Annotated in this window: 14 protein-coding genes; 9 read left to right on the top strand and 5 right to left on the bottom strand. The window is 61.4% G+C overall.

The window, feature by feature from the left end; all coding sequences use genetic code 11:
* The first annotated feature begins 96 nt into the window (after positions 1–96).
* The 5 genes from M0814_RS16440 to M0814_RS16420 all read left to right on the top strand — a co-directional run bounded on the left by M0814_RS16440 (position 97) and on the right by M0814_RS16420 (position 10,776).
* The gene (locus M0814_RS16440; RefSeq protein ID WP_103483483.1) at positions 97–3,048 is read left to right on the top strand and encodes an autotransporter serine protease; all 2,952 of its coding nucleotides are present in this window, start codon (positions 97–99) and stop codon (positions 3,046–3,048) included.
* Between the two features lie 224 nt (positions 3,049–3,272).
* Positions 3,273–6,359 (top strand): autotransporter serine protease, encoded by a 3,087-nt coding sequence (locus M0814_RS16435; RefSeq protein ID WP_103483482.1) that lies wholly within the window; start codon positions 3,273–3,275, stop codon positions 6,357–6,359.
* 57 nt (positions 6,360–6,416) lie between these two features.
* Complete coding sequence (locus M0814_RS16430; RefSeq protein WP_103483481.1) at positions 6,417–8,105, top strand: polyurethanase; 1,689 nt, start codon at positions 6,417–6,419, stop codon at positions 8,103–8,105.
* A gap of 203 nt (positions 8,106–8,308) precedes the next feature.
* Positions 8,309–10,162 carry a polyurethanase gene (locus M0814_RS16425; protein ID WP_103483480.1) on the top strand — a complete coding sequence of 618 codons (1,854 nt, stop codon included), beginning with the start codon at positions 8,309–8,311 and terminating at the stop codon, positions 10,160–10,162.
* 239 nt (positions 10,163–10,401) lie between these two features.
* A complete protein-coding gene (locus M0814_RS16420) occupies positions 10,402–10,776 on the top strand; it encodes a hypothetical protein (RefSeq protein WP_103483479.1) in 375 nt (124 codons plus the stop codon).
* A gap of 135 nt (positions 10,777–10,911) precedes the next feature.
* On the opposite strand, the gene M0814_RS16415 is transcribed toward M0814_RS16420, so the two are convergent.
* Positions 10,912–11,136 (bottom strand): YgdI/YgdR family lipoprotein, encoded by a 225-nt coding sequence (locus M0814_RS16415; protein WP_103483478.1) that lies wholly within the window; start codon positions 11,134–11,136, stop codon positions 10,912–10,914.
* Positions 11,137–11,341: 205 nt separating this feature from the next.
* Between M0814_RS16415 and M0814_RS16410 the strand changes: the two genes are divergently transcribed.
* The 4 genes from M0814_RS16410 to M0814_RS16395 all read left to right on the top strand — a co-directional run bounded on the left by M0814_RS16410 (position 11,342) and on the right by M0814_RS16395 (position 17,873).
* Complete coding sequence (locus tag M0814_RS16410) at positions 11,342–12,994, top strand: VRR-NUC domain-containing protein (RefSeq protein ID WP_103483477.1); 1,653 nt, start codon at positions 11,342–11,344, stop codon at positions 12,992–12,994.
* Positions 12,991–15,342, top strand: coding sequence for an ATP-dependent DNA helicase (locus tag M0814_RS16405; RefSeq protein ID WP_247868502.1), 2,352 nt, complete (start codon positions 12,991–12,993; stop codon positions 15,340–15,342). The genes M0814_RS16410 and M0814_RS16405 overlap by 4 nt, the downstream gene beginning before the upstream one ends.
* Positions 15,343–15,347: 5 nt before the next feature.
* Positions 15,348–17,270 carry a PAS domain-containing sensor histidine kinase gene (locus tag M0814_RS16400; RefSeq protein WP_103483563.1) on the top strand — a complete coding sequence of 641 codons (1,923 nt, stop codon included), beginning with the start codon at positions 15,348–15,350 and terminating at the stop codon, positions 17,268–17,270.
* A gap of 66 nt (positions 17,271–17,336) precedes the next feature.
* Entirely contained in the window at positions 17,337–17,873 is a 537-nt protein-coding gene (locus M0814_RS16395; RefSeq protein WP_103483476.1) for a hypothetical protein, read from the top strand.
* A 54-nt stretch (positions 17,874–17,927) separates the two neighbouring features.
* Here the strand turns inward: M0814_RS16395 and M0814_RS16390 are convergent, their stop codons facing one another.
* From M0814_RS16390 to M0814_RS16375, 4 genes are all read right to left on the bottom strand, one after another.
* A complete protein-coding gene (locus M0814_RS16390; protein ID WP_103483562.1) occupies positions 17,928–18,224 on the bottom strand; it encodes a hypothetical protein in 297 nt (98 codons plus the stop codon).
* A gap of 187 nt (positions 18,225–18,411) precedes the next feature.
* Entirely contained in the window at positions 18,412–19,755 is a 1,344-nt protein-coding gene (locus M0814_RS16385) for a cation:proton antiporter (protein WP_103483475.1), read from the bottom strand.
* Between the two features lie 5 nt (positions 19,756–19,760).
* Entirely contained in the window at positions 19,761–20,618 is an 858-nt protein-coding gene (locus tag M0814_RS16380) for a glucose 1-dehydrogenase (protein ID WP_103483474.1), read from the bottom strand.
* A 215-nt stretch (positions 20,619–20,833) separates the two neighbouring features.
* Positions 20,834–21,988, bottom strand: a complete 1,155-nt coding sequence (locus M0814_RS16375; RefSeq protein WP_103483473.1) for a PatB family C-S lyase — start codon at positions 21,986–21,988, stop codon at positions 20,834–20,836.
* Between the last annotated feature and the right edge of the window lie 324 nt (positions 21,989–22,312).

Below are 22,312 nucleotides of genomic sequence, written 5' to 3'. Positions count from 1 at the left end.
GCAATCCCTGTAGGAGCTGCCGCAGGCTGCGATCTTTTGATCTGGCTTTTAACAGCCTGCGGCGCCTGCATAAAACAATAAAAGTGAGTGGTGAACATGGACGTACGCATCAAGCCGGCAGCGGTCGGCACTCTGTTGCTCGCAGTTTCCATTGCGCAAGCCAACGCGCAGTACCTTGAAACCGGCAAGCCCGGCGATCCCGCCAGTTGGCGCAGCGCCGAATTCCAGCGCGACTGGGGCCTGGCGCGGATGCAGGCGGATCAGGCCTACGCCGCCGGCATCACCGGTAAAGGCGTGAAGATCGGCGCTCTCGACTCCGGCTTCGATGCCGCCCATCCCGAGTTCGCCAGCGACCGCTATCACCCGGTGCTGGCCTCCGGCAGTTACGTCGATGGTTCGCTGTTCAACGTCAACGGCACCCTCAACCCCAACAACGATTCCCACGGCACTCACGTGGTCGGCACCATGGGCGCGAGTCGTGATGGCACCGGCATGCACGGGGTGGCGTACAACGCACAAATCTACGTCGGCAACACCAACAACAACGACAGCTTTCTGTTCGGCCCGAAACCCGATCCGCGCTATTTCAAAGCGGCCTACGACGCCCTGGCCGCTGCCGGCGTGCGCGCGATCAACAACAGTTGGGGCAGTCAGCCGCCGGATGTCAGCTATCGCACCCTGGCCGATCTGCATGCCGCTTATGCTCAACACTGGAATCAGGGCACCTGGCTCGATGCAGCGGCGGACGTCTCGCGCCGTGGCGTGGTCAACGTGTTCAGCGCCGGCAACAGCGGCTATCCGAACGCCAGCGTGCGTTCGGCGTTGCCGTACTTTCAGCCGGATCTCGAAGGCCACTGGCTGGCGGTCTCGGGGCTGGATCAGAGTAATCAGCAGAAGTACAACCAGTGCGGCATCGCCAAATACTGGTGCATCACCACACCGGGGGCGAAGATCGACAGCACCATTCCGGGTGGCGATTATGCGATCAAGTCCGGCACCTCGATGGCCGCGCCGCACGCCACCGGGGCACTGGCGCTGGTGATGGAACGCTATCCGTACATGAACAATCAGCAGGCGCTCGAAGTGCTGCTGACCACCGCCACGCAACTCGACGGCTCGGTCACCGATGCACCCACCGAGCGGGTCGGCTGGGGCGTGGCCAACCTGAATCGGGCGATGCGCGGGCCGGGGCAGTTGCTTGGCGCGTTCGATGCCAACCTGGCGGCCGGGCAAAGCGATGTCTGGAGTAATGACATCTCCGACAAGGCACTGATTCAGCGTCAGCGCGAAGACCTCGCCGAACACAGCGCCTGGCAGCAAACCCTGCAGGACAAGGGCTGGCAGAACGGCATTGCGGCCGGCGCCAGTCAGCAGGATCAGACCGACTACGCGGTCGGTATGGCGCGTGATGCCGCAGCAGCGACGCGTGTCTATCAGGGCAGCCTGATCAAGTCCGGGGCAGGGCGCTTGCTGTTGACCGGCGAAAACACTTTCCGTGGCCCGACCACGGTCAATGGCGGTTTGTTGAGCGTCAACGGTTCGCTGGCCTCGGCGGTGACGGTCAACGACAGCGGCACCCTGGGCGGCTCCGGGCGGATCGGCGCGTTGCTCGCCAACAGCGGCGGCCGTGTGGCGCCGGGCAACTCCATCGGCACCTTGAACGTGGCCGGTGACGTGACCTTCGCCGCGGGCTCGACCTACGCGGTGGAGCTGTCACCGACCAGCAGCGACCGCATCGTCGCCGGCGGCGTCGCGAGCATCAGCGGCGCGACCGTCAGCCTGTCGCTGGAAAACAGCCCGACTCTGCTCAGCACCACTGAAACTCGCAGCCTGCTCGGCCACTCGTACGACATTCTGCAAGCGGCTGGCGGCATTCAGGGCCGGTTCGGCGCGGTGCTGCCGGACTACCTGTTCATCGGCGGCAACCTCGACTATGCGGCCAACGCGATTCAGCTCGACATCCAGCGCAACGCAACCTCGTTCGCCAGCGTCGGGCAAACCCCGAATCAGCGCGCCGTAGCGGCTGCTGTCGAAGGTTTGGGCGCTGGCAATTCGGTGTACGAAAGCCTGTTGCTCTCAGCGTCTGCCGCCTCGGCGCAGCAAGCTTTCCAGCAACTGAGTGGGGAGATCTACCCGGCAATTGGTTCGATGCTGATCAATGACAGCCGCCAGTTGCGCGACGCGGTGGGCGAACGTCTGCAGGATGCCAGCGCCTCACAAAGCAATGGCTGGATCAAGGCACTCGGTGCCTGGGGTTCGACCGACTCCGCTAACGACACGGCGCGCTACAGCACTTCGATCGGTGGCTTGCTCGCCGGTGTTGACGGTGCGCTGGACGAGCAGACCCGCATCGGTCTGGTCACCGGTTACAGCGACAGCTCGCTGAACATGGGGTCGGACACGCACTCGTCGGCCAAGGTCGACAGCTATCACCTCGGCGCTTACGCCGGTCATGAAATCGGCGCCTGGCGCCTGAGCACCGGCGCGGCCTACAGCTGGCATCGCGCCGAGGTGAAGCGCGATCTGCAATACGGCGACGTCAGCGCCAAACAAAAAGCCAAGGTCGATGCGACCACCACTCAGGTCTTCGGTGAAGCGGCTTATCGGCTGAACCTGCAACCGCTGGCACTGGAGCCGTTCGCCAACCTCGCTTACGTGCATCTGGACACTGACGGCTTCACCGAAAAGGGTGACGCGGCGGCGCTGAAAAGCTCTGGCGACCTGCGTGATGCGGTGCTCAGTACGCTCGGTGTGCGCGCGGTCAAGCGCTTCAACCTGTCGAATCAGCAGGCGCTGGACCTGAGCGGGCATCTTGGCTGGCAGCACAGCCTCAGCGACATCGAATCTGAACAACATCTGCGCTTTGCCAGCGGCAGCACGCCGTACTCGGTCGAGAGTTCGCCACTGGTGCGTGATGCGGCGCTGGTCGGTGTGCAAGCCAGCCTGGCCTTGAGCAAGGACGTGCGAGTGAACCTTGATTACAACGGGCAACTGGCCAATCGCGAGAAGAGCCATGGGGTTGGGTTGAGCCTGAATTGGCAGTTCTGACGGACGGTGTACGCGTCTCCCTGTAGGAGCACATACCTGTGGCGAGGGAGCTTGCTCCCGCTCGGCTGCGCAGCAGTCGCAAATTCGCCAAACCGGGTTCGACTGGAAACATGCAGGGGGCCGCTTCGCGCCCCAGCGGGAGCAAGCTCCCTCGCCACAAAAAGCAGCATTCATGAGATTGAAGTACACGGATTTTTCGCAACAACACTAAGGAAGGTCGCTGGATGAATAACAACAAAACCCCCGCGCAAACGGGCGGTCGCTTCGCCATGAAAACGCTCAATTGCGCCGTGATTTGTGCGCTGACCACTTGGGGCAGCGCACACGCGGCGCCTTATGTGGAAAGCGGCCGCACTGGCGATCCCGCCAGTTGGCGCAGTGCCGAATTCAAGGCTGACTGGGGCCTGGGCGCCATCGGTGCGGATTACGCCTACGCCGCCGGTTACACCGGTAAAGGCGTGAAACTGGGGATCTTTGACCAGCCGGTGTACGCCGCGCACCCGGAGTTTTCCGGCGCTAACAAAGTCATCACCCTGGTCACCAGCGGGATCCGCGAATACACCGACCCGTACATCCCGGTCAAAGCCGGGGACGCGTTTCGCTATGACGGTTCGCCCTCGGTCGGTTCCAACGGCAAGCTCGGCGCCCACGGCACCCACGTCGGCGGTATTGCCGCCGGCAGCCGCGACGGCGGGCCGATGCACGGGGTGGCGTTCGGTGCGCAGATCATCAGCGCCGACAACGGTGACCCGGGCCCGGAAGACGGTATCGTCCGTGGCAACGACGGCGCGGTGTACAAGGCCGGTTGGGATGCGCTGATCGCCAGCGGCGCGCGGATCATCAACAACAGCTGGGGCATCGGCATCACCGACCGTTTCGACCTCGGCGGCCGCAACCCGGCGTATCCGCACTTCACCGTCAACGACGCGCAATTGCAGTTCAACGAAATCCGCACACTGCTCGGCACCAAGCCCGGCGGTGCCTACGACGGCGCCATCGCCGCCGCCCGCAGCGGTATCGTGACGATCTTCGCTGCCGGTAACGATTACAACCTGAACAACCCGGACGCCATCGCCGGCCTCGGTTACTTCGTGCCAGACATCGCGCCGAACTGGATCACCGTCGCCGCGTTGCAGAAGAACCCGGACCTGGCCAGCGCCAACCCTTACATCATGAGCACGTTCTCTTCGCGTTGCGGCTACACCGCGAGCTTCTGCGTCTCGGCGCCGGGCACGCAGATCTACAGCTCGATCATCAGCGGCACCAACGCCGACAACCTGACCACTGGCTATGCCAACTACAACGGCACCTCGATGGCCGCGCCGCACGTGGCCGGCTCGATGGCGGTGCTGATGGAGCGCTTCCCGTACATGACTGGCGATCAGGTCGCCACGGTGTTGCGTACCACCACGACCGACCTCGGTGCACCGGGCATCGACGCCTTGTACGGCTGGGGCATGATCAACCTGCGCAAGGGCATTGATGGCCCGGCGATGTTCGTCACCGAGAAAGACATCCCGGAAGAGTTCCGCATCCAGGGTGCCTACGGTACCGGGCAGTTCGTCGCGGACTTGCCGGGCATTGGCGCGATCATCGACAAGGGCAAACCGACCGAGCGCCTGTGCACCGACATCACTTGCGGCCTCGACACCTGGCGCAACGACATTTCCGGTCACGGCGGCCTGACCAAACAGGGCATCGGCACCCTGGTGATGACCGGCAATAACACCTACAGCGGCCCGACCCTGGTCAATCAGGGGCGTCTGGCGATCAACGGCTCGCTGGCTTCGGCGGTCACGGTCAACGACAGCGGCATCCTCGGGGGGAACGGCCGCATCGGCGCACTGACCGCGAAAAGCGGCGGTACCGTCGCGCCGGGCAACTCGATCGGCACGCTGAACGTCGCCGGTGACGTGACCTTTGAACCGGGTTCGACCTACGCGGTAGAAGTATCGCCGACCAGCAGCGACAAGATCGTTGCCGGCGGCAAAGCGGTGATTGATGGCGCCACGGTCAGTCTGTCGCTGGAAAACAGCCCGACCTTGCTGACCACCACTGAAGTGCAGAGTCTGCTCGGCACTCAGTTCAACATCCTGCAAGCGGCCGGTGGCATTCAGGGGCAGTTCGGGCAAGTGCTGCCGAACTACGCGTTCCTCGGCGGCACCCTGGCGTACTCGGCGAGCGGCGTACAACTGGAGGTGGGGCGCAATGGCGCGTCGTTCGCCAGTGTCGGTCTGACGCCGAACCAGCGTGCGGTCGGCGTGGCTGCCGAGCGTCTGGGCGCGGGCAATGCGCTGTTCGAAACCCTGCTGTTGTCGCCGAACGCGGCGTCGGCGCAACAAGCGTTCCAGCAACTGTCCGGCGAGATCCATCCAGCCATCGGCACGCTGCTGATCAACGACAGCCGCTACCTGCGTGAAGCCGTGGGCGAGCGTTTGCGTGAGCGTGATCTGTTCAATGCCAATGCGCCGACCGACGATCGCAGCAACGCCTGGGTCAAGGTCCTGGGTTCGTGGGGCAAGAGCGACGGTGGGCATGAAAATGCCGACTCTAACAGCTCCATCAGCGGGCTGCTGGCTGGCGTCGACGGCTTGATTGCTGAAGATACGCGTCTGGGTTTCGTTACCGGTTATAGCGACAGCTCGTTGGGTATGGGCGGCGGCACGCATTCGTCGGCCTCGGTCGACAGCTACCACCTGGGTGCGTACCTGGGGCATCAGATCGATGCGCTGCGTCTGACCGCCGGTGCGGCCTACAGCTGGCATCGCGTGGATGTGAAACGTGACCTGCAATTCGGTGACGTCAGCGGTAAACAGAAAACCAAGCACGATGCGGCGACTACCCAAGTGTTCACCGAAGCGGCTTATGATCTGCGCCTGCAACCGATGAATCTGGAGCCGTTCGCCAATCTGTCGTACGTGCACTTGAACACCGACAGCTTCACCGAGAAGGGGGATGCGGCGGCGCTCAAGGGTAGTGAAGACAACCGCGATGTGGTGCTGTCGACCCTTGGCGTACGCGCCAAACGCACCTTCGCGCTGTCGGACAAACATCAGCTGGAACTGGGTGCGACCCTGGGCTGGCAGCACAACCTGAGCAGTGTCGATGCTGACAGCCACCTGGCATTTGCCAATGGCAACAGCGCGTTCACCGTGCAGAGTGTGTCGATGGATCGTGATGCGGCCGTGGTCGGTGTACGCGCCGGGCTGGCGCTCAATCGCGATGTCCGGGTTAATCTGGACTATAACGGACTGATCGGTAACAACGAGAAGGATCACGGAGTGGGTCTGACGCTCGACTGGCAGTTCTAAAGGCAATGCCGGCAGTTCCTTGGGGGCTGCCGGTTTTGAAGGAAGAGAGAGCACAACATGGGACTGTTCGATTACAAGAATGCCGATGGCAAAGCGTTGTACAGCGACGCTATCGCGCTGACGCTGTATGCCTACACTCCGACCGGGCAAGCATTGCCGGGCACGGCCTGGAAACCGCTCAGTGCGACAGCGCTGGGCTATCAGGGCAAGGTCGGGGCGCAGGGTACGTTCTTCGGCGAGAAGGACGGCTTCACCAGCGCCGAAGCCGAAGTGCTTGGCAAATACGACGCAACAGGCAAGCTGACCGGTATCGGTGTGGCCTTTCGTGGCACCGGCGGGCTTGGTTTCAGTGACACCTTCGGCGACTTGAAAAACAACCTGCTGGCCGCCATCGGGCCAGCGGATTACGCGAGCAACTACGCGAAAAATGCCTTCGATAATCTGCTCAAGGCTGTCGCCGCGTTCGCGGTATCACACGGCATTGCCGCCAAAGATGTACTGATCAGCGGTCACAGCCTTGGCGGGCTCGGGGTCAACAGCGTGGCCGAGTTGAGCGCCAGCAACTGGGGCGGGTTCTTCAAGGACGCCAACTACATTGCGTTCGCGTCGCCAACCCAGAGCAGCACCGGCAACAACGTGCTGAACATCGGTTACGAAAACGATCCGGTGTTCCGTGTGCTCGATGGCACCACCTTCAGCAGCAGCTCAATGGGCAAGCACGACAAGCCGCATGAGTCGACCACCGACAACATCGTCAACTTCAATGACCATTACGCGTCCACCGCGCAGAACCTGGTGCCGTTCAGCATTGCCAATCCGCTGAGCTGGTCGGCCCACGGCTCGTTGGGCTATGCCGATGGCTTGAATCGGGTGATCGACTCGAAGTTCTATAACCTGACGCACAAGGACTCGACCATCATCGTCTCCAACCTTGAGGAAGCGTCCCGGGGCAAGACCTGGGTCGAGGATCTGGGGCGCAGTGGCGAGCCACACACCGGCAGCACTTTCATCATTGGCACGCAGAGCAACGACTGGCTCAAGGGCGGGGCGGGTAACGACTTCCTCGAAGGCTTGGGCGGCGATGACCGTTTCCGTGATGACGGTGGTTTCAACATCCTGCTCGGCGGTCAGGGCCACAACACCTTCGAGCTGCAGAAACCGCTGCAGAACTTCAGCTTTGCCAACGACGGCGACGGCACGCTGTACGTACGCGACGCCTACGGCGGCATCAGCATGACCCGCGACATCGGCGCGCTGGTGAGCAAGGAATCGGGTTCGTGGTGGGGCAGCAAGGAGATCACCTGGGGCGTCACGGCCAAGGGTTTGACCAATGGCAACGAACTGACCCAGTACACCCATTCGCTCAACGGCGATGCGTACGGCAATGCACTGCACGCCAGTGCCGAGGGTGACTGGCTGTTCGGGCTGGGCGGCGATGACAAGCTGATCAGCGACAAAGGCCACGTGACCTTCGTCGGCGGCGCCGGCAATGACGTGATGACGGCGGTGGGTGGCAACAACACCTTCCTGTTCAGCGGCGCGTTCGGATTCGACGCGATCAATGGCTACCAGGGCAGCGACAAACTGGTGTTCATGGGCGTCGAAGGCGCGGGGCAGGGCTACGACTACAAGCAGCATGCTGCACAGTCGGGGGCTGATACGGTGCTGAAGATTGGCGAATATGCCGTGACCCTGGTCGGGGTTGGGGTGGCTAACCTGTCGGACTCGTCTTTCGTGTTTGCCTAGCTCCAAAGTGGGAGCGGGCTTGCTCGCGAAGGGGCCGTGTCAGTCAACATTGCTGTAACTGATACGCCGCTTTCGCGAGCAAGCCCGCTCCCACAAGGGAAGATCTGCAACAAGTAGTACTGAAATGCTCCGGGGCGTGCCCGCGAGGGGCGCCCTGGCTGTGAGCTATCTCTGACAATTCCAACAAAAGAGAGGCAATAGCAATGGGTGTGTATGACTACAAGAACTTCGGCACAGCCGATTCCAAGGCGCTGTTCAGCGATGCCATGGCGATCACGCTGTATTCCTACCACAACCTCGATAACGGCTTTGCCGCCGGTTATCAGCACAACGGCTTCGGTCTCGGCCTGCCCGCCACGTTGGTGACCGCACTGCTCGGCGGTACTGATTCGCAAGGGGTGATTCCCGGTATTCCGTGGAATCCCGACTCGGAAAAACTCGCCCTCGACGCGGTGAAAAAGGCTGGCTGGACACCGATCACTGCCTCGCAACTGGGTTACGACGGCAAGACCGACGCGCGCGGAACCTTCTTCGGCGAGAAGGCCGGTTACACCACCGCCCAGGTGGAAATCCTCGGCAAGTACGACGCCCAGGGCCATCTCACGGAAATCGGTATCGCCTTTCGCGGCACCAGCGGCCCGCGGGAAAACCTGATCCTCGACTCCATCGGCGATGTGATCAACGATCTGCTGGCAGCCTTCGGTCCCAAGGACTACGCCAAGAATTACGTCGGCGAAGCGTTCGGCAATCTACTGAATGACGTGGTGGCGTTCGCCAAGGCCAACGGCCTCAGCGGCAAGGACGTGCTGGTCAGCGGCCACAGCCTCGGCGGGCTGGCGGTCAACAGCATGGCCGACCTCAGCGGCGGCAAGTGGGGCGGGTTCTTCGCCGATTCCAACTATATTGCCTACGCCTCGCCGACCCAGAGCGGCACCGACAAGGTGCTCAACGTCGGTTACGAAAACGATCCGGTGTTCCGCGCCCTCGACGGCTCGACCTTTACCGGCGCCTCGGTCGGCGTGCACGACGCGCCCAAGGAATCGGCCACCGACAACATCGTCAGCTTCAACGATCACTACGCCTCGACCGCGTGGAATCTGCTGCCGTTCTCCATCCTCAACATCCCGACCTGGATCTCGCATCTGCCGACTGCTTACGGCGACGGCATGAACCGGATCATCGAGTCAAAGTTCTACGATCTGACCAGCAAGGACTCGACGATCATCGTCGCCAACCTGTCGGACCCGGCGCGGGCCAACACCTGGGTGCAGGATCTCAACCGCAACGCCGAAACCCACAAGGGCAGCACGTTCATCATCGGCAGCGACAGTAACGACCTGATCCAGGGCGGCAGCGGCAACGACTACCTCGAAGGTCGCGCCGGCAACGACACCTTCCGTGACAGTGGCGGCTACAACGTCATTCTCGGCGGCGCCGGCAACAACACCCTCGACTTGCAGCAGTCGGTGAACAAGTTCGACTTCGCCAACGACGGCGCCGGCAACCTGTACATCCGCGATGCCAAGGGCGGGATCAGCATCACCCGCGACATTGGCAGCATCGTCACCAAGGAGCCGGGCTTCCTCTGGGGCCTGTTCAAGGACGACGTGACCCACAGCGTGACGGCCAGCGGCCTGAAGGTCGGCAACAACGTCACGCAGTACGCGTCCAGCGTCAAAGGCACCAGCGGCGCCGATACGCTCAAGGCCCAAGCCAGTGGTGATTGGTTGTTCGGTCTGGACGGCAACGACCACTTGATCGGCGGTGCCGGCAACGACGTGTTTGTCGGTGGCGCCGGCAATGACCTGATGGAGTCGGGGGGCGGGGCGGATACGTTCCTGTTCAATGGCGCGTTTGGTCAGGATCGGGTGGTGGGTTTTACGTCCAACGACAAACTGGTGTTCCTTGGCGTGCAGGGTGTGTTGCCTAACGACGACTTCCGCGCGCATGCCTCGATGGTGGGGCAGGACACGGTGCTGAAGTTTGGCGCTGACTCGGTGACGCTGGTTGGAGTGGCGCTGAATAGCCTCAGTGCCGATGGAATTGTGATCGCCTGAGGTTGATAGGGCGCCGGTAAGGGCCTCTTCGCGAGCAGGCTCGCTCCCACACTGGACCTGTGTCGTTCACATAGCCCCTGTGGGAGCGAGCCTGCTCGCGAAGGATTTTACTCGGTATCAAAAGTGACTCGATGGCCACACCCTGACTCAAAAGCTCTGCAAACAGCAAAAGCGGCCTGAAGCCAGCACGTGCCCACACGTTCTATAGCTAGCCGCCATCGAGTACAGGAGATTCACACGTGAGAAGGTTCAAGGGGTATGTCGGGATTGTCGGACTGGCGCTGTTATCGGCCAATGCCTGGGCCGATCTGCCGCCAACCTCGATTCTGAGCCGTTACGGGATCAGTACCGATCAACTGCCGAAACCGGAAAAGACCGAAGTGGTCGAGCCGGTGGAAGAGAAAAGCCTGTTTCAGATTCAGCCCGAACAGCCGTTCGTGACGTTCCGGCCGGGTGACGGCAAACAAGCGCAAGCCACTGGCAACCTGAGCATTGACCGCATGACCCAGCTGGATCTGGAACGCTGCCGGCGTCTGCAAGCCGAGCTGGCGCGGCGCGGTGAGCAGCATTTCAGTTGCGATCACAGCCTTGTGGGCCTGCCTGCTTTCGAATAACCCACACGCATAACACTTCCCCTGTAGGAGCTGCCGCAGGCTCGGGCCGCGATCGGACGATCTTTTGACTTTGATCTTGAAAAACAAAGTCAAAAGATCGCAGCCTGCGGCAGCTCCTACACCTACAGCGGGGTGTCAGTCTTCCTTGCGCACCGTCGCGACCTCGTCGCCGCGGACTCTCACCTTGGTCCCGGAAATATCCTCGAATTCATAGAACCCATCCTTGTTCTTGGTTTTCGGCATGTCCTTGGTCAAATACTGGGTGCCGTTCTGCAAGGTGACCACTGTCGGCGTCGAGCAGCCGCTCAATGCCAGCAGGGCCGCTACCGCCAGGGGAATACCCAGAGTCTTGATCTTCATACCCACCTCAAATACCTCATTCCATATCAATTGACCGACTTCGGTCTCTAACGCGGTTGGTGCCATCCAACCGGGAAAAGTTCGATGGCACCCTGAAAAAATCCCGATTGCCGCTGCCACTGATCTTTTTCCGTTTGCACGCGACGGGGCAGAGCTGGTATCTGTACGCATAACCAGTATTCGCTCGCCATGGCCCTGAATTCCCGTGACTGCCAACCCGCTCGACGATCCGTTCTATTACCTCAACAACTTCCGGCAAGTGCTTGATTGGCTTGAGCTGCGCTATGCCGATGTGATGAGCGAATCCGAGCACGGCTTTATCCGCGACTTCAAGGCTTTGCCACGCGCCTCACAGGGTTTGCTGGTGCGCATGGTAATGCGCAAGGGCGTGCATTTCCGCCTCGGCAAACTCAACTACCCGGAAATCGGGGACATCAGCGACGCCGCGCAGCCGTTGCTGAGTCACGGCTGGCTCGACGATCAGGCTCTGTTGAGCGTGGCCGAAGTGTTCGAGGTGTTGCTCAAGGCCGAACTCCTGCAAGCGTTCGGTGCTTTTATCGAACAACCCAAGGGGCGCAAGGACGACTGGCTGCCGGCGCTGGCCGAGCAGTTCAGCGCATCGCGCAGCCTGTCCGACTGGGCGCCGACACTCGGCGAGCGCTTGCTCAGCCTGACCATCATGGACCTGTGCGACCGCCTGCGCCTGATGTTCTTCGGCAACCTGTACCAGGACTGGTCGGAATTCGTCCTCGCCGACCTCGGCATCTTTACCTACGAAAAAGTCGAGTTCTGCGCCGATTCCCGTGGCCTGCGCAGCCGTGAAGACGTTGACGCCTGCCTGTTCCTGCATCAGTGCCAGCAACGCTTCGAGGCCGGTGAACCGTTGGAAACCATTGTCGAGCAGGTCAGCGCATTGCAGTTCGCCAACCCGTGGCTGCAACGGCGACGCGGCAAGGTGCTGTTCCAGATCGGCCAGTATTGCGAGCGCATCACGGAGTTCGCCCTGGCGCTGAGCATTTACCGCGATTGCGCCTACCCCGGCGCCCGCCAGCGAATGATTCGGGTGCTGGAGCGCTGCGGCGAATACGCACTGGCGCTGGAGCTTGCCACTCTCGCCGAACAGGCGCCGGAAAGCGCCGCCGAACAGCAGAGCCTGCAGCGGATGCTGCCCCGGCTGCGACGCAAACTCGGCGGGCCACCGCTCAAGCGCGCAACGCCGCGCCCGGTCGAGCGCCTCGATCTGCAATTGCCGCGCACTGATCCGGGATTGTCGGTGGAGTTTTATGTGCAGGCGCATCTGCACGAAGACAGCGGCCCGGTGCATTACGTCGAGAACAGCCTGATCAACTCGCTGTTCGGCCTGCTGTGCTGGCCGGCGATTTTTGCGCCGCTGCCGGGGGCGTTCTTTCATCCGTTTCAGCGCGGGCCGGTGGATCTGCTCAACGAAGACTTCCAGCAACGCCGCGCCGAACTGTTCCAGGCCTGCCTCGACCAACTCGACGATGGCCGTTATGCGGCGACCATTCGTGAGCGCTTCGTCGCCAAATGGGGTGTGCAGTCGCCGTTCGTGTTCTGGGGCGCCTTGAATGAGCAACTGCTGGAGCAGGCGCTGGCGTGCTTGCCGGCCGAGCATCTCAAGCACTGGTTCAATCGCCTGCTGCTCGACATCAAGGCCAATCGCGCCGGTATGCCCGATCTGATCCAGTTCTGGCCGCAGCACAAGACCTACCGGATGATCGAAGTCAAAGGCCCCGGTGACCGCCTGCAGGACAATCAATTGCGCTGGCTGGAGTTCTGCCACCAACACCAGATGCCGGTCGCCGTGTGCTACGTGCAATGGGCGGAGCAGAGCGCTTGAGCTACAGCATTGCCGTCCGCGCGCTGTGTGAGTTCACCGCCAAGACCGGCGACCTCGACCTGCGGTTTACCCCTTCGCCGACTGCGCTCGAAGGCATGCTCGGACACCGCACAGTGGCCTCGCGGCGCAGCGACAAGTACCAGAGCGAGGTGGCGCTGGAAGGCGAGTTTCTGCAATTGAAAGTCAGGGGCAGGGCGGACGGCTACGATCCGGCGCAGAACTGTCTGGAAGAAGTCAAAACCTATCGCGGTGACCTGAGCAAGCAGCCGGCCAACCATCGCCAGCTGCATTGGGCGCAGGCAAAAGTCTACGGCTGGCTGATGTGCCGCAAGCTCGAGCTTGAGCAGATCAATCTGGCGCTGGTGTATTTCGACATCGTCAGCGAGAAGGAAACCTGTCTGGTCGAGGCCTTCACTGCGCCAGTCTTGCAAGACTTTTTCGAACAACAATGCCGGTTGTTCCTGAATTGGGCCGAGCAGGAAATGGCCCATCGCGAGGCGCGCAATCGGGCCGCGCAGCAATTGAGCTTTCCCCACGCCGACTTTCGCCCCGGCCAGCGGCATCTGGCCGAATCGGTGTTCAAAGCCGTCAGCACCGGCCGTTGCCTGATGGCGCAGGCGCCCACCGGGATCGGTAAAACCCTCGGCACGCTGTTCCCGATGCTCAAGGCTTTGGCGCCGCAGCAACTGGACAAGGTGTTGTTCCTGACCGCCAAGACCCCGGGGCGCAAACTGGCGCTGGATGCCAGTCAGGTGTTGTTCGATCAGTCTGAACGCTTGCCGTTGCGGGTGCTGGAGATGGTCGCCCGCGACAAGGCCTGCGAACACCCGGACAAAGCCTGTCATGGTGAATCCTGCCCGTTGGCCCAGGGTTTCTATGATCGCCTGCCCGCCGCCCGTGAAGCGGCCAGCCGGATCAATCTGCTGGATCAGGCGGCGATGCGCGAAGTGGCTCGCCAGCACACGGTTTGCCCGTACTACCTGAGCCAGGAAATGGCCCGTTGGGCCGACGTGGTGGTGGCGGACTACAACTATTACTTCGATTTCAGTGCGTTGCTGTTCGGTCTGGCCCAGCTCAATCAGTGGAAAGTCGCGGTGCTGGTGGATGAAGCGCACAACCTGGTCGAGCGTGGACGTTCGATGTACAGCGCCAGTCTCGATCAGGCCGCGCTGGCCAGTGTGCGCAAGACGGCCCCCGAGGTCCTGAAAAAATCCCTGCAACGAGTCAACCGTGAATGGAACGCGCTGCATCAGCCGCAACTGGCGCCGTATCAGGCCTACGACAAGGCTCCGGAAAAACTGCTGCAAGCGGTGTCCCTGTGCAGCGCGGCCATTGGCGATTACCTCAACGACCATCCGCAGGGACTCGACAGCGCGCTGCAAACCTTCTACTTCGACATGCTGCAGTTCGGCCGGGTAGCGGAGTTGTTCGACGAGCATTACCTGTTCGACATCAGCAAGCGCGACCTCGAGCGCAAACGGCCGCTGTCGCAGCTGTGCCTGCGCAACGTGGTGCCGGCAGCGTTCATCGGTCCGCGCCTGAAAGCGGCGCGCAGCAGCGTGCTGTTTTCCGCAACGCTGAGCCCGCGGCGCTATTACGCCGACCTGCTTGGTACGCCCGCCGACACGGTATGCATCGACGTCGAATCGCCGTTCAGCGCCGATCAACTGCAGGTGCAGATCGTCAGCCGCATTTCCACGCGCTTCAATCATCGGCAGGCGTCGCTGGAACCGATCGTCGAGCTGATCGCCCGCCAGTTCAGCGAGCGCCCGGGCAATTACCTGGCGTTCTTCAGCAGCTTCGATTACCTGCAACAGGTGCTGACCCTGCTCGCCGAACGTCATCCGCAGATCAATCTGTGGCAGCAATCGCGGGGTATGGCCGAAGGGCAGCGTCAGGCCTTTCTTGATCAGTTCACCGCCGACAGTCAGGGCATCGGCTTCGCCGTGTTGGGCGGTGCGTTCGGCGAGGGCATCGACCTGCCAGGAGCACGGCTGATCGGTGCGTTCATTGCGACCTTGGGACTGGCCCAGCTCAACCCGGTCAACGAGCAGTTGAAACGGCGCATGGCGGCGATTTTCGGTGCCGGTTACGACTACACCTATCTGTATCCGGGTGTGCAGAAAGTGGTGCAGGCTGCCGGGCGAGTGATCCGCACGCGGCAGGATCGCGGCGTGGTGATGCTGATCGATGACCGCTACGCCGAACCGCGCATTCAGCAACTGTTGCCGCGCTGGTGGGCGCTCGGCGCAGACCCGGCCTCAGATCAAACCGTGAAAGGAAGCGCTTTTGCACCTTCCCATGGCGCTGGATTGCCGCATACTTGCGCTAATGAAAACCAGCGGTGAACCTGATGAGTGACAACCCGAGCAAAACTGCCGCGATCGAGGAGATGCGTTTCCGTCTGCTGATCGATGCGGTGGTCGATTATGCGATTTACATGATCGACCCGGACGGCATCATCACCAGCTGGAACTCCGGTGCCAAACGCTTCAAGGGCTATGAGAAGCAAGAGATTCTCGGCGAGCATTTCTCACGCTTCTATACCGAGCAGGATCGCGCTGCCGGCTTGCCACAACGGGCGCTGGACACGGCAATTCGTGAAGGACGCTTCGAAGGCGAGGGCTGGCGGGTGCGCAAGGACGGCACGCACTTCTGGTCACACGTGGTGATCGATCCGATCATCGCTCCGGACGGCACGCTGCTGGGCTTTGCCAAAATCACCCGCGACCTGACCGATCACAAAATGGCCGAAGAAACCCTCAAGCAGAGCGAGCAGCAGTTTCGCCTGCTGGTACAGGGCGTCAGCGATTATGCGATCTACATGCTCAGCCCTGACGGCCGGGTCTCCAACTGGAATCAGGGCGCACAGCGGATCAAGGGCTATTTGCCGGACGAAATCATCGGCCAGCATTTTTCGATCTTCTACACCCCCGAAGACCGCGAGAACGGGGAGCCGCAACGGGCGCTGGAGATTGCGGCCCGTGAGGGTCGCTTCGAAAAACGCGGCTGGCGGGTTCGCAAGGACGGCAGCCGGTTTCTTGCCCATGTGGTGGTCGATGCCATTCGCGGCGAAACCGGCACGCTGCTCGGGTTTGCCAAGATCACCCGCGATGTGACCGAAGCCCATGAGTCGCAACTGGCCCTGGAGAAAACCCGCGAAGCACTGTTTCAGGCGCAGAAGATGCAGGCCATCGGTCAGCTCAGCGGCGGCATCGCCCATGACTTCAACAATTTGCTGACGGTGATTCTCGGCAATCTGGAGATTCTTCAGAAGCGCATCGGTGAAGACCCGAAAAACAGTCGTCTGCTGGAAAACGCCACTCAAGGCGCGCTGCGTGGCGTGTCGCTGACCCAGCGCATGCTGGCCTTTGCCCGACGGCAGGAACTCAAGACCGAACCGGTCGATATTCCGCAACTGGTGCAAGGCATCACCGGGCTGCTGCGCAGTTCGATTGGACCGGGGATTCGTATCGAAACGCGGTTTCCCGAGGATCTGCAACTGGTGCTGGCGGACAGCAACCAACTGGAACTGGCGCTGCTCAATCTGGCGACCAACGCCCGCGACGCGATGGGGGACGGGGGCAGCCTGACCATTACTGCGCAGCCGGAAGTGGTGCTTGAGCAAAGCCATTCGTCAATGGCCGCGGGGCGCTATGTGTGCCTGAGCGTGATCGACACGGGTGAAGGCATGGACGAAACCACGCTGGGTTCGGCCAGAGATCCGTTTTTCACCACCAAGGGCGTGGGCAAGGGCACCGGATTGGGCTTGTCGATGGTGCATGGCTTTATCGAACAACTCGGCGGACGCTTCATCCTCAAGAGTGAAAAGGGCCGTGGCACCACCGCTGAACTATGGATACCGGTGGCGGTAGCCAGCGTGACGGCAAAAACCTTTTATCCGGCGGTCGAAGCGGTTCTGGTGCCACGCCTCAGCGTGCTGGTGGTGGACGACGACTCGCTGGTATTGACCAGCACCACACTGCTGCTCGAAGACCTCGGCCATCGTGTGGTCAACGCGACATCCGGGGCCAAGGCGCTGAAGTTGTTCGAGCAGGGTGAAGTCATCGATCTGATGATCACTGACATGGCCATGCCGCAGATGAGCGGCGCACAACTGGCGCATGCAGTGCGTCTGCTCAAGCCGGATCTGCCGATCATTCTGGCCACCGGCTACGCCGAACGTCTTGAAGGCTTCGCCGCGCAACTGCCACGTCTGCCCAAGCCTTTTACTCAGTTGAACCTGGTGGAAATCATCGCGCAGTCGATGAAGTGAATCCGTCTGAACTTGTCCGTGGCGAGGGCCTTCTAAAAGGTTTACCCGCCATGGAGTGCGCGTCCCTTGCCTCGCATACTGACCCAGCCCACCGCAGAAGAGCACCTGACCGAACACGACGCCAAGATGTTCGGCTCACCCAAGGAACGGCTGGATTTCTATCGCAAGGAAATCCAGTACGAAACCAGCATCCTCGCCAACCGCACTGACGCCTATCTGGCGGCGCAGTCGTTTCTGGTGATTGCCTTTGCCTCGTGCATGGCCAACCTCAACCCCGAGTGGGGCAAGCTGTTTACGCTGGTGGTGCCGCCGTTCCTCGCACTGCTCGGGCTGCTCAGTTCGCTCAATGCCTGGCCGGGGATTCGTGCCGCGTACGACATCATCGATCACTGGCACTACAAGCAGAGCGAGTTGTTGCGCAGCGAGCCGATCATGGGCATGGCGTACGACGAGTCGCCGCTGTTCAGTGAAATGGAATCCAGCCATAAGGGCTATCGCAAGTCGCTGTTGTTTTCGGTGCGCACGCCATGGATCTTCGCCACGTTCTGGATACTGCTGGGTACTTACGCGGTGTTTATTCAGGTGACCAACCCCGGCGGCTGAACGCCGCCCAAAGAAAAAGCCCGGACTTCGCAGCCGGGCTTTTTCCTGTGCGCTTTATTCGACGGTTTCAAGCTTACGACGCAACTCCTGCGAGTGATGCGGCGACATCGGAATCGGCGGGAAGTCCTCGTTGAGGACGCACAAGTGATCGATGGCTTCGGCGAACTTCGCATCGGCTTTGCGGCGCATGGCTCGATAGTGCTCAAACTGTTCGAGGTCCAGATTGTCCGCCTCCAGAAGCTCGTAAGCGGCGCGGTTGAGGGCGTGGGCGTCTTCGAACAGTTGACGATTGCGTTCCAGGGCCAAAGCCCTGCAAGCCTTGATTTGTGCCGGAGTCGAGCATTCTTTCATGACCGTGACCTTGTTATCCAAAGATTCCTATTCATGGGCTGCAAGCCGCAGGGGAACCGAACCTGCCGGACCCCGCCGAGTGCTTACAGCGAGGGGTTATGGTTGTGACTGCCGGAATCTGCAGAGGGATCCATTTATTTTCAGAAAAAACTTCGATGGATTGCCCAAGATATTGCCGCCGGAAAAATCAGTTTTTTCGTTTTTGCCGTTGCTCATAGCGCGCCAGCAGCGGCTGAGTGCTGATGCCATGCAGCAAAATGCTCAGTGCCACCACGGACAGGGTGATGTTGGTACACAACGTCGCGACCGAAGGACTCAGGCCGTGGTTCAAGGCATAAAACAGATAGAACAGGCTGCCGATCCCGCGGATGCCGAACCAGCCGATCAACAGACGCTGACCACCGTCGAGCAAGGTGCCCCATGGCATCAACGCCACGCAGGCCGGACGCACCACGCAGAACAGCACCGCGCCAATGATCAACGCCCGCCAGTCCCAATGCGGCACCAGCACCACGCCGAGCAGGGTCACCAGAAACACTTCCATGGCCCGTTCCACCAGGCTGCCGAACGAGAGCATGTCGCCCATCATGATCCCGGCAGCAACCTGACTGCTTTCCAGGCGTTCGGTATCACCGTGTACCGCGTGCTGCGGTTCGATGTTCTGATGGCCCACCACCGGTTGCACCAGATGTTCGGCGGGCGGTTGGCTGGCGCCGGTGGATTTGACTTCTTCCTGACGCAGGCCAAGGCCGGCAGCGAACACCGACAGAAAGCCGTAACCGCCGATGGCATCTGCGCCGACGTAGGCCAGGGCAATCAGCGACAGCGCCAGATAATCATTCGGGCTCAGGGTGCTGTCGTCGTTACGGATGCGCAGTGACAGGGTCAACCGACCGATGCCGCGGCCCATCCAGTAACCGGTGAGCAAGCCGACCGGCACCGCCCAGAGCAAACCGTGCAGCACCCAATCGGTCAGCGCGCCGGGATGAGCATCGGCCTGCACCAGCAGCAGGCCGAGAATCACGAACGGGAACGCGATGCCGTCGTTCAGTCCGGCTTCACCGGAAAGACCAAAGCGCACGCTGTCGACATCCCGTGCGTCGTTGACCTGCACCAGCGCGGCCAGCACCGGGTCGGTCGGTGCGAGAATCGCGCCGATCAGCAGTGACGGCCCCCAAGGCAGTTGCAGGCCCCAATGCAGCAATACGCTGACCCCGGCGATGGTCAACACCATCACCGGGCCGGCCAGCCCGAAAGCAATCCGCCAGCGCTTGTCGCGCAGTGGCAGACGCAGCTTGAGCCCGCAGACAAACAGCGAAAACAGCACCGCCACTTCCGTGAGGTGCTCCATCCACACCGAGGCGTTTTCCAGTGACAGTTTCAGCAGGTCCAGACCGCTCGGGCCAATGCCAATCCCCAGCAACAGGCACACGGCCGAGGTGGTGACCGGCATCCAGCGCAGGTAGGACGAGGTCAGCGCAAGGGTCAGCAAGACGGCGCCCAGCACCGCGACCCAAATGACAAAGCTCATGAGGCTTACAACATCGGCTTGCCGCCGGTGACGCCGTAGCGCTGACCGGTGATGTAACTGGCTTCATCAGAGGCCAGCAGCACATAGATCGGTGCCACTTCCACCGGTTGTCCGGGGCGACCGAGCGGGGTTTCGCTGCCGAAATTCTGTACTTCTTCATCGGGCATGGTCGAGACGATCAGCGGCGTCCAGATCGGCCCGGGGGCCACGCAGTTCACGCGGATTTCTTTCGGCCCGAGGATCTGCGCCAGCCCGCCGGTGAAGTTGGCAATCGCGCCTTTGGTGGTGGCATAGGCGAGCAGGGTCGGTTTGGGCATGTCCGAGTTGATCGAGCTGGTGTTGATGATCGAGGCGCCGGGGCGCATGTGTTTGATCGCCGCCTGACACAGGCGGAAAATCGCCGTGATGTTGACGTCGAAGGTCATCACCCATTCGTCATCGGGGATTTCTTCGAAGCTTTCGTGGGTCATCTGGAACGCGGCGTTGTTGACCAGAATGTCGATGCGCCCGAAGCGTTCGACCGTCTTGTCCACCAGTTCCTGGCAATGGGCCTTGTGCGCGAGGTCGCCGGACAGCAGCAGGCATTGGCGGCCTGCCTGTTCAACCCAGCGTGCGGTCTCTTTGGCGTCGTCGTGTTCATTCAGATAAGCCACGACCACGTCCGCACCTTCACGGGCGAAGGCAATCGCCACCGCGCGACCGATGCCGCTGTCGGCACCGGTGATCAGCGCGATCTTGCCGGACAGTCGCCCTGAACCGACGTAGCTTTGTTCGCCGCAATCGGGGTAGGGCTGCATTTTGCTTTGCGCACCGGGGACGGCTTGGGCTTGTGCGGGGAAGGGCGGTTTTGGGTAGTCGGTCATCACAAATCTCCGAGGTCTCAGGGCAGGTATGGGCGGTTGACCCGGACGGTTTGCCGTGAGTTCGATCGGATTTGCGCTGCATTTTTTGCGATGGCAATGCAAAACCCTGTGGGAGCGGGCTTGCTCGCGAATGCGGTGTTTCAGCCGACATCAAGGTTGACTGAACCAACGCTTTCGCGAGCAAGCTCGCTCCCACAGGGGGCTCTACTGTGGATTCAGGTATTGCGGTTGTTCAGGGCGCGCTCCATGCGGCTGATGCCTTCTGCAAGCAACGACCGTGGGCAGCCGAAGTTCAGGCGCACGAACTGTTGGTGTTGATCACCGAAATCCACCCCGGCGCTCAGACCGACTTTGGCCTGTTCAAGGAAGAACTGCTGCGGATTGCCCAGCTCCAGCGCCGAGCAATCGAGCCACGCCAGATACGTCCCTTGCGGCACATTGATCGTCACGCCCGGCAAGCGGCTGCGCACCGCGTCCACCAGCCAGTCGCGGTTGGCCTGCAGATAGGTTTTCAGTTCGGCCAGCCACGGCGCGCCTTCGCTGTAGGCGACGCGGGTGGCTTCCATGCCCAACGGGTTGACGCTATCGACCATGCCACAACGTGCATGGTTGACGCGCTCGCGCAGAGCGGCGTCCTGGATGATCATGAACGAGGTCTTGAGGCCGGCAATGTTGTAGGCCTTGCTCGCCGACATCAGGGTGATGGTGCGCTTGGCGATTTCCGGGCTGAGGGAGGCGGTCGGAACATGTACGCGGCCGTCGAAGCACAGCTCGGCGTGGATCTCGTCGGAGATGATCCAGGCGTCCTGTGCCGCACAGATATCCGCTACGGCTTGCAGCTCTTCACGACCAAACACTTTGCCGATCGGATTGTGCGGGTTGCTCAGGAGCAGGGCGCCGCCACCGTTCAGCGATTCGCGCAGGTTCTCCAGCGGCGTGGCGTAAGTGCCATCGGCCTGGGCGACAAATTCCAGCTCGACCTTGTTCAGGCCCCAATGCCCCGGCGCATGCCGCAGCGGCGGGTAGTTCGGCACTTGCACCACGACATTCTGCTGCGGCTGCACCAGGGCTTTCAAAGCCATGTTGAAACCGGATTCAACCCCGGGCAGGAAAATCAGTTCCTGTGGTTTGACCTTCCAGGCGAACTTGTTCCACAGGTCGGCGACGATGGCTTCACGCAGATTGCCCTGCGCCACGCTGTAGCCCATCAACGGGTGCAACAGACGCTGCTGCAACGCCTCGATGATCACCGGAGGCGCGGCGAAATCCATATCAGCGACCCACATCGGCAACACATCGGCCGGGTAGCGGCTCCACTTGGTGCTGCCGGTGTTGTGGCGGTCGAATACCTGATCAAAATCGAAAGTCATGCGCGGTCTCGTGAAGGCGGGATGGGTCCTGGGCGCCATGATAAACCCATGACACTGGGGGGATACACAAAACCTGTGGGAGCGAGCCTGCTCGCGAAGGCGGTGTGTCAGTCAATATTTGTCTCAACTGACAGGGCCTCTTCGCGAGCAGGCTCGCTCCCACAGGTTTTTCAGGGCATGACCGATTGTCGCCGACGGTCGGTTTTCACACAGAACGTGTGGTCATTGTCTACAGTGAAAAAACCGGCAGTCACTCTGCCGTAACCGTGTTTGTCCAGAAAAAGCCCGGCTCAAGTACCGGGTTCCACCTGATCAGGAGTGCAC

The sequence above is a fragment of the Pseudomonas sp. MWU12-2020 genome (assembly GCF_023100605.1).
GTDB lineage: Bacteria > Pseudomonadota > Gammaproteobacteria > Pseudomonadales > Pseudomonadaceae > Aquipseudomonas > Aquipseudomonas fluorescens_H.
Note: the sequence above shows the minus strand (reverse complement) of the source record. Positions and strands in the feature narration are given on the sequence as shown.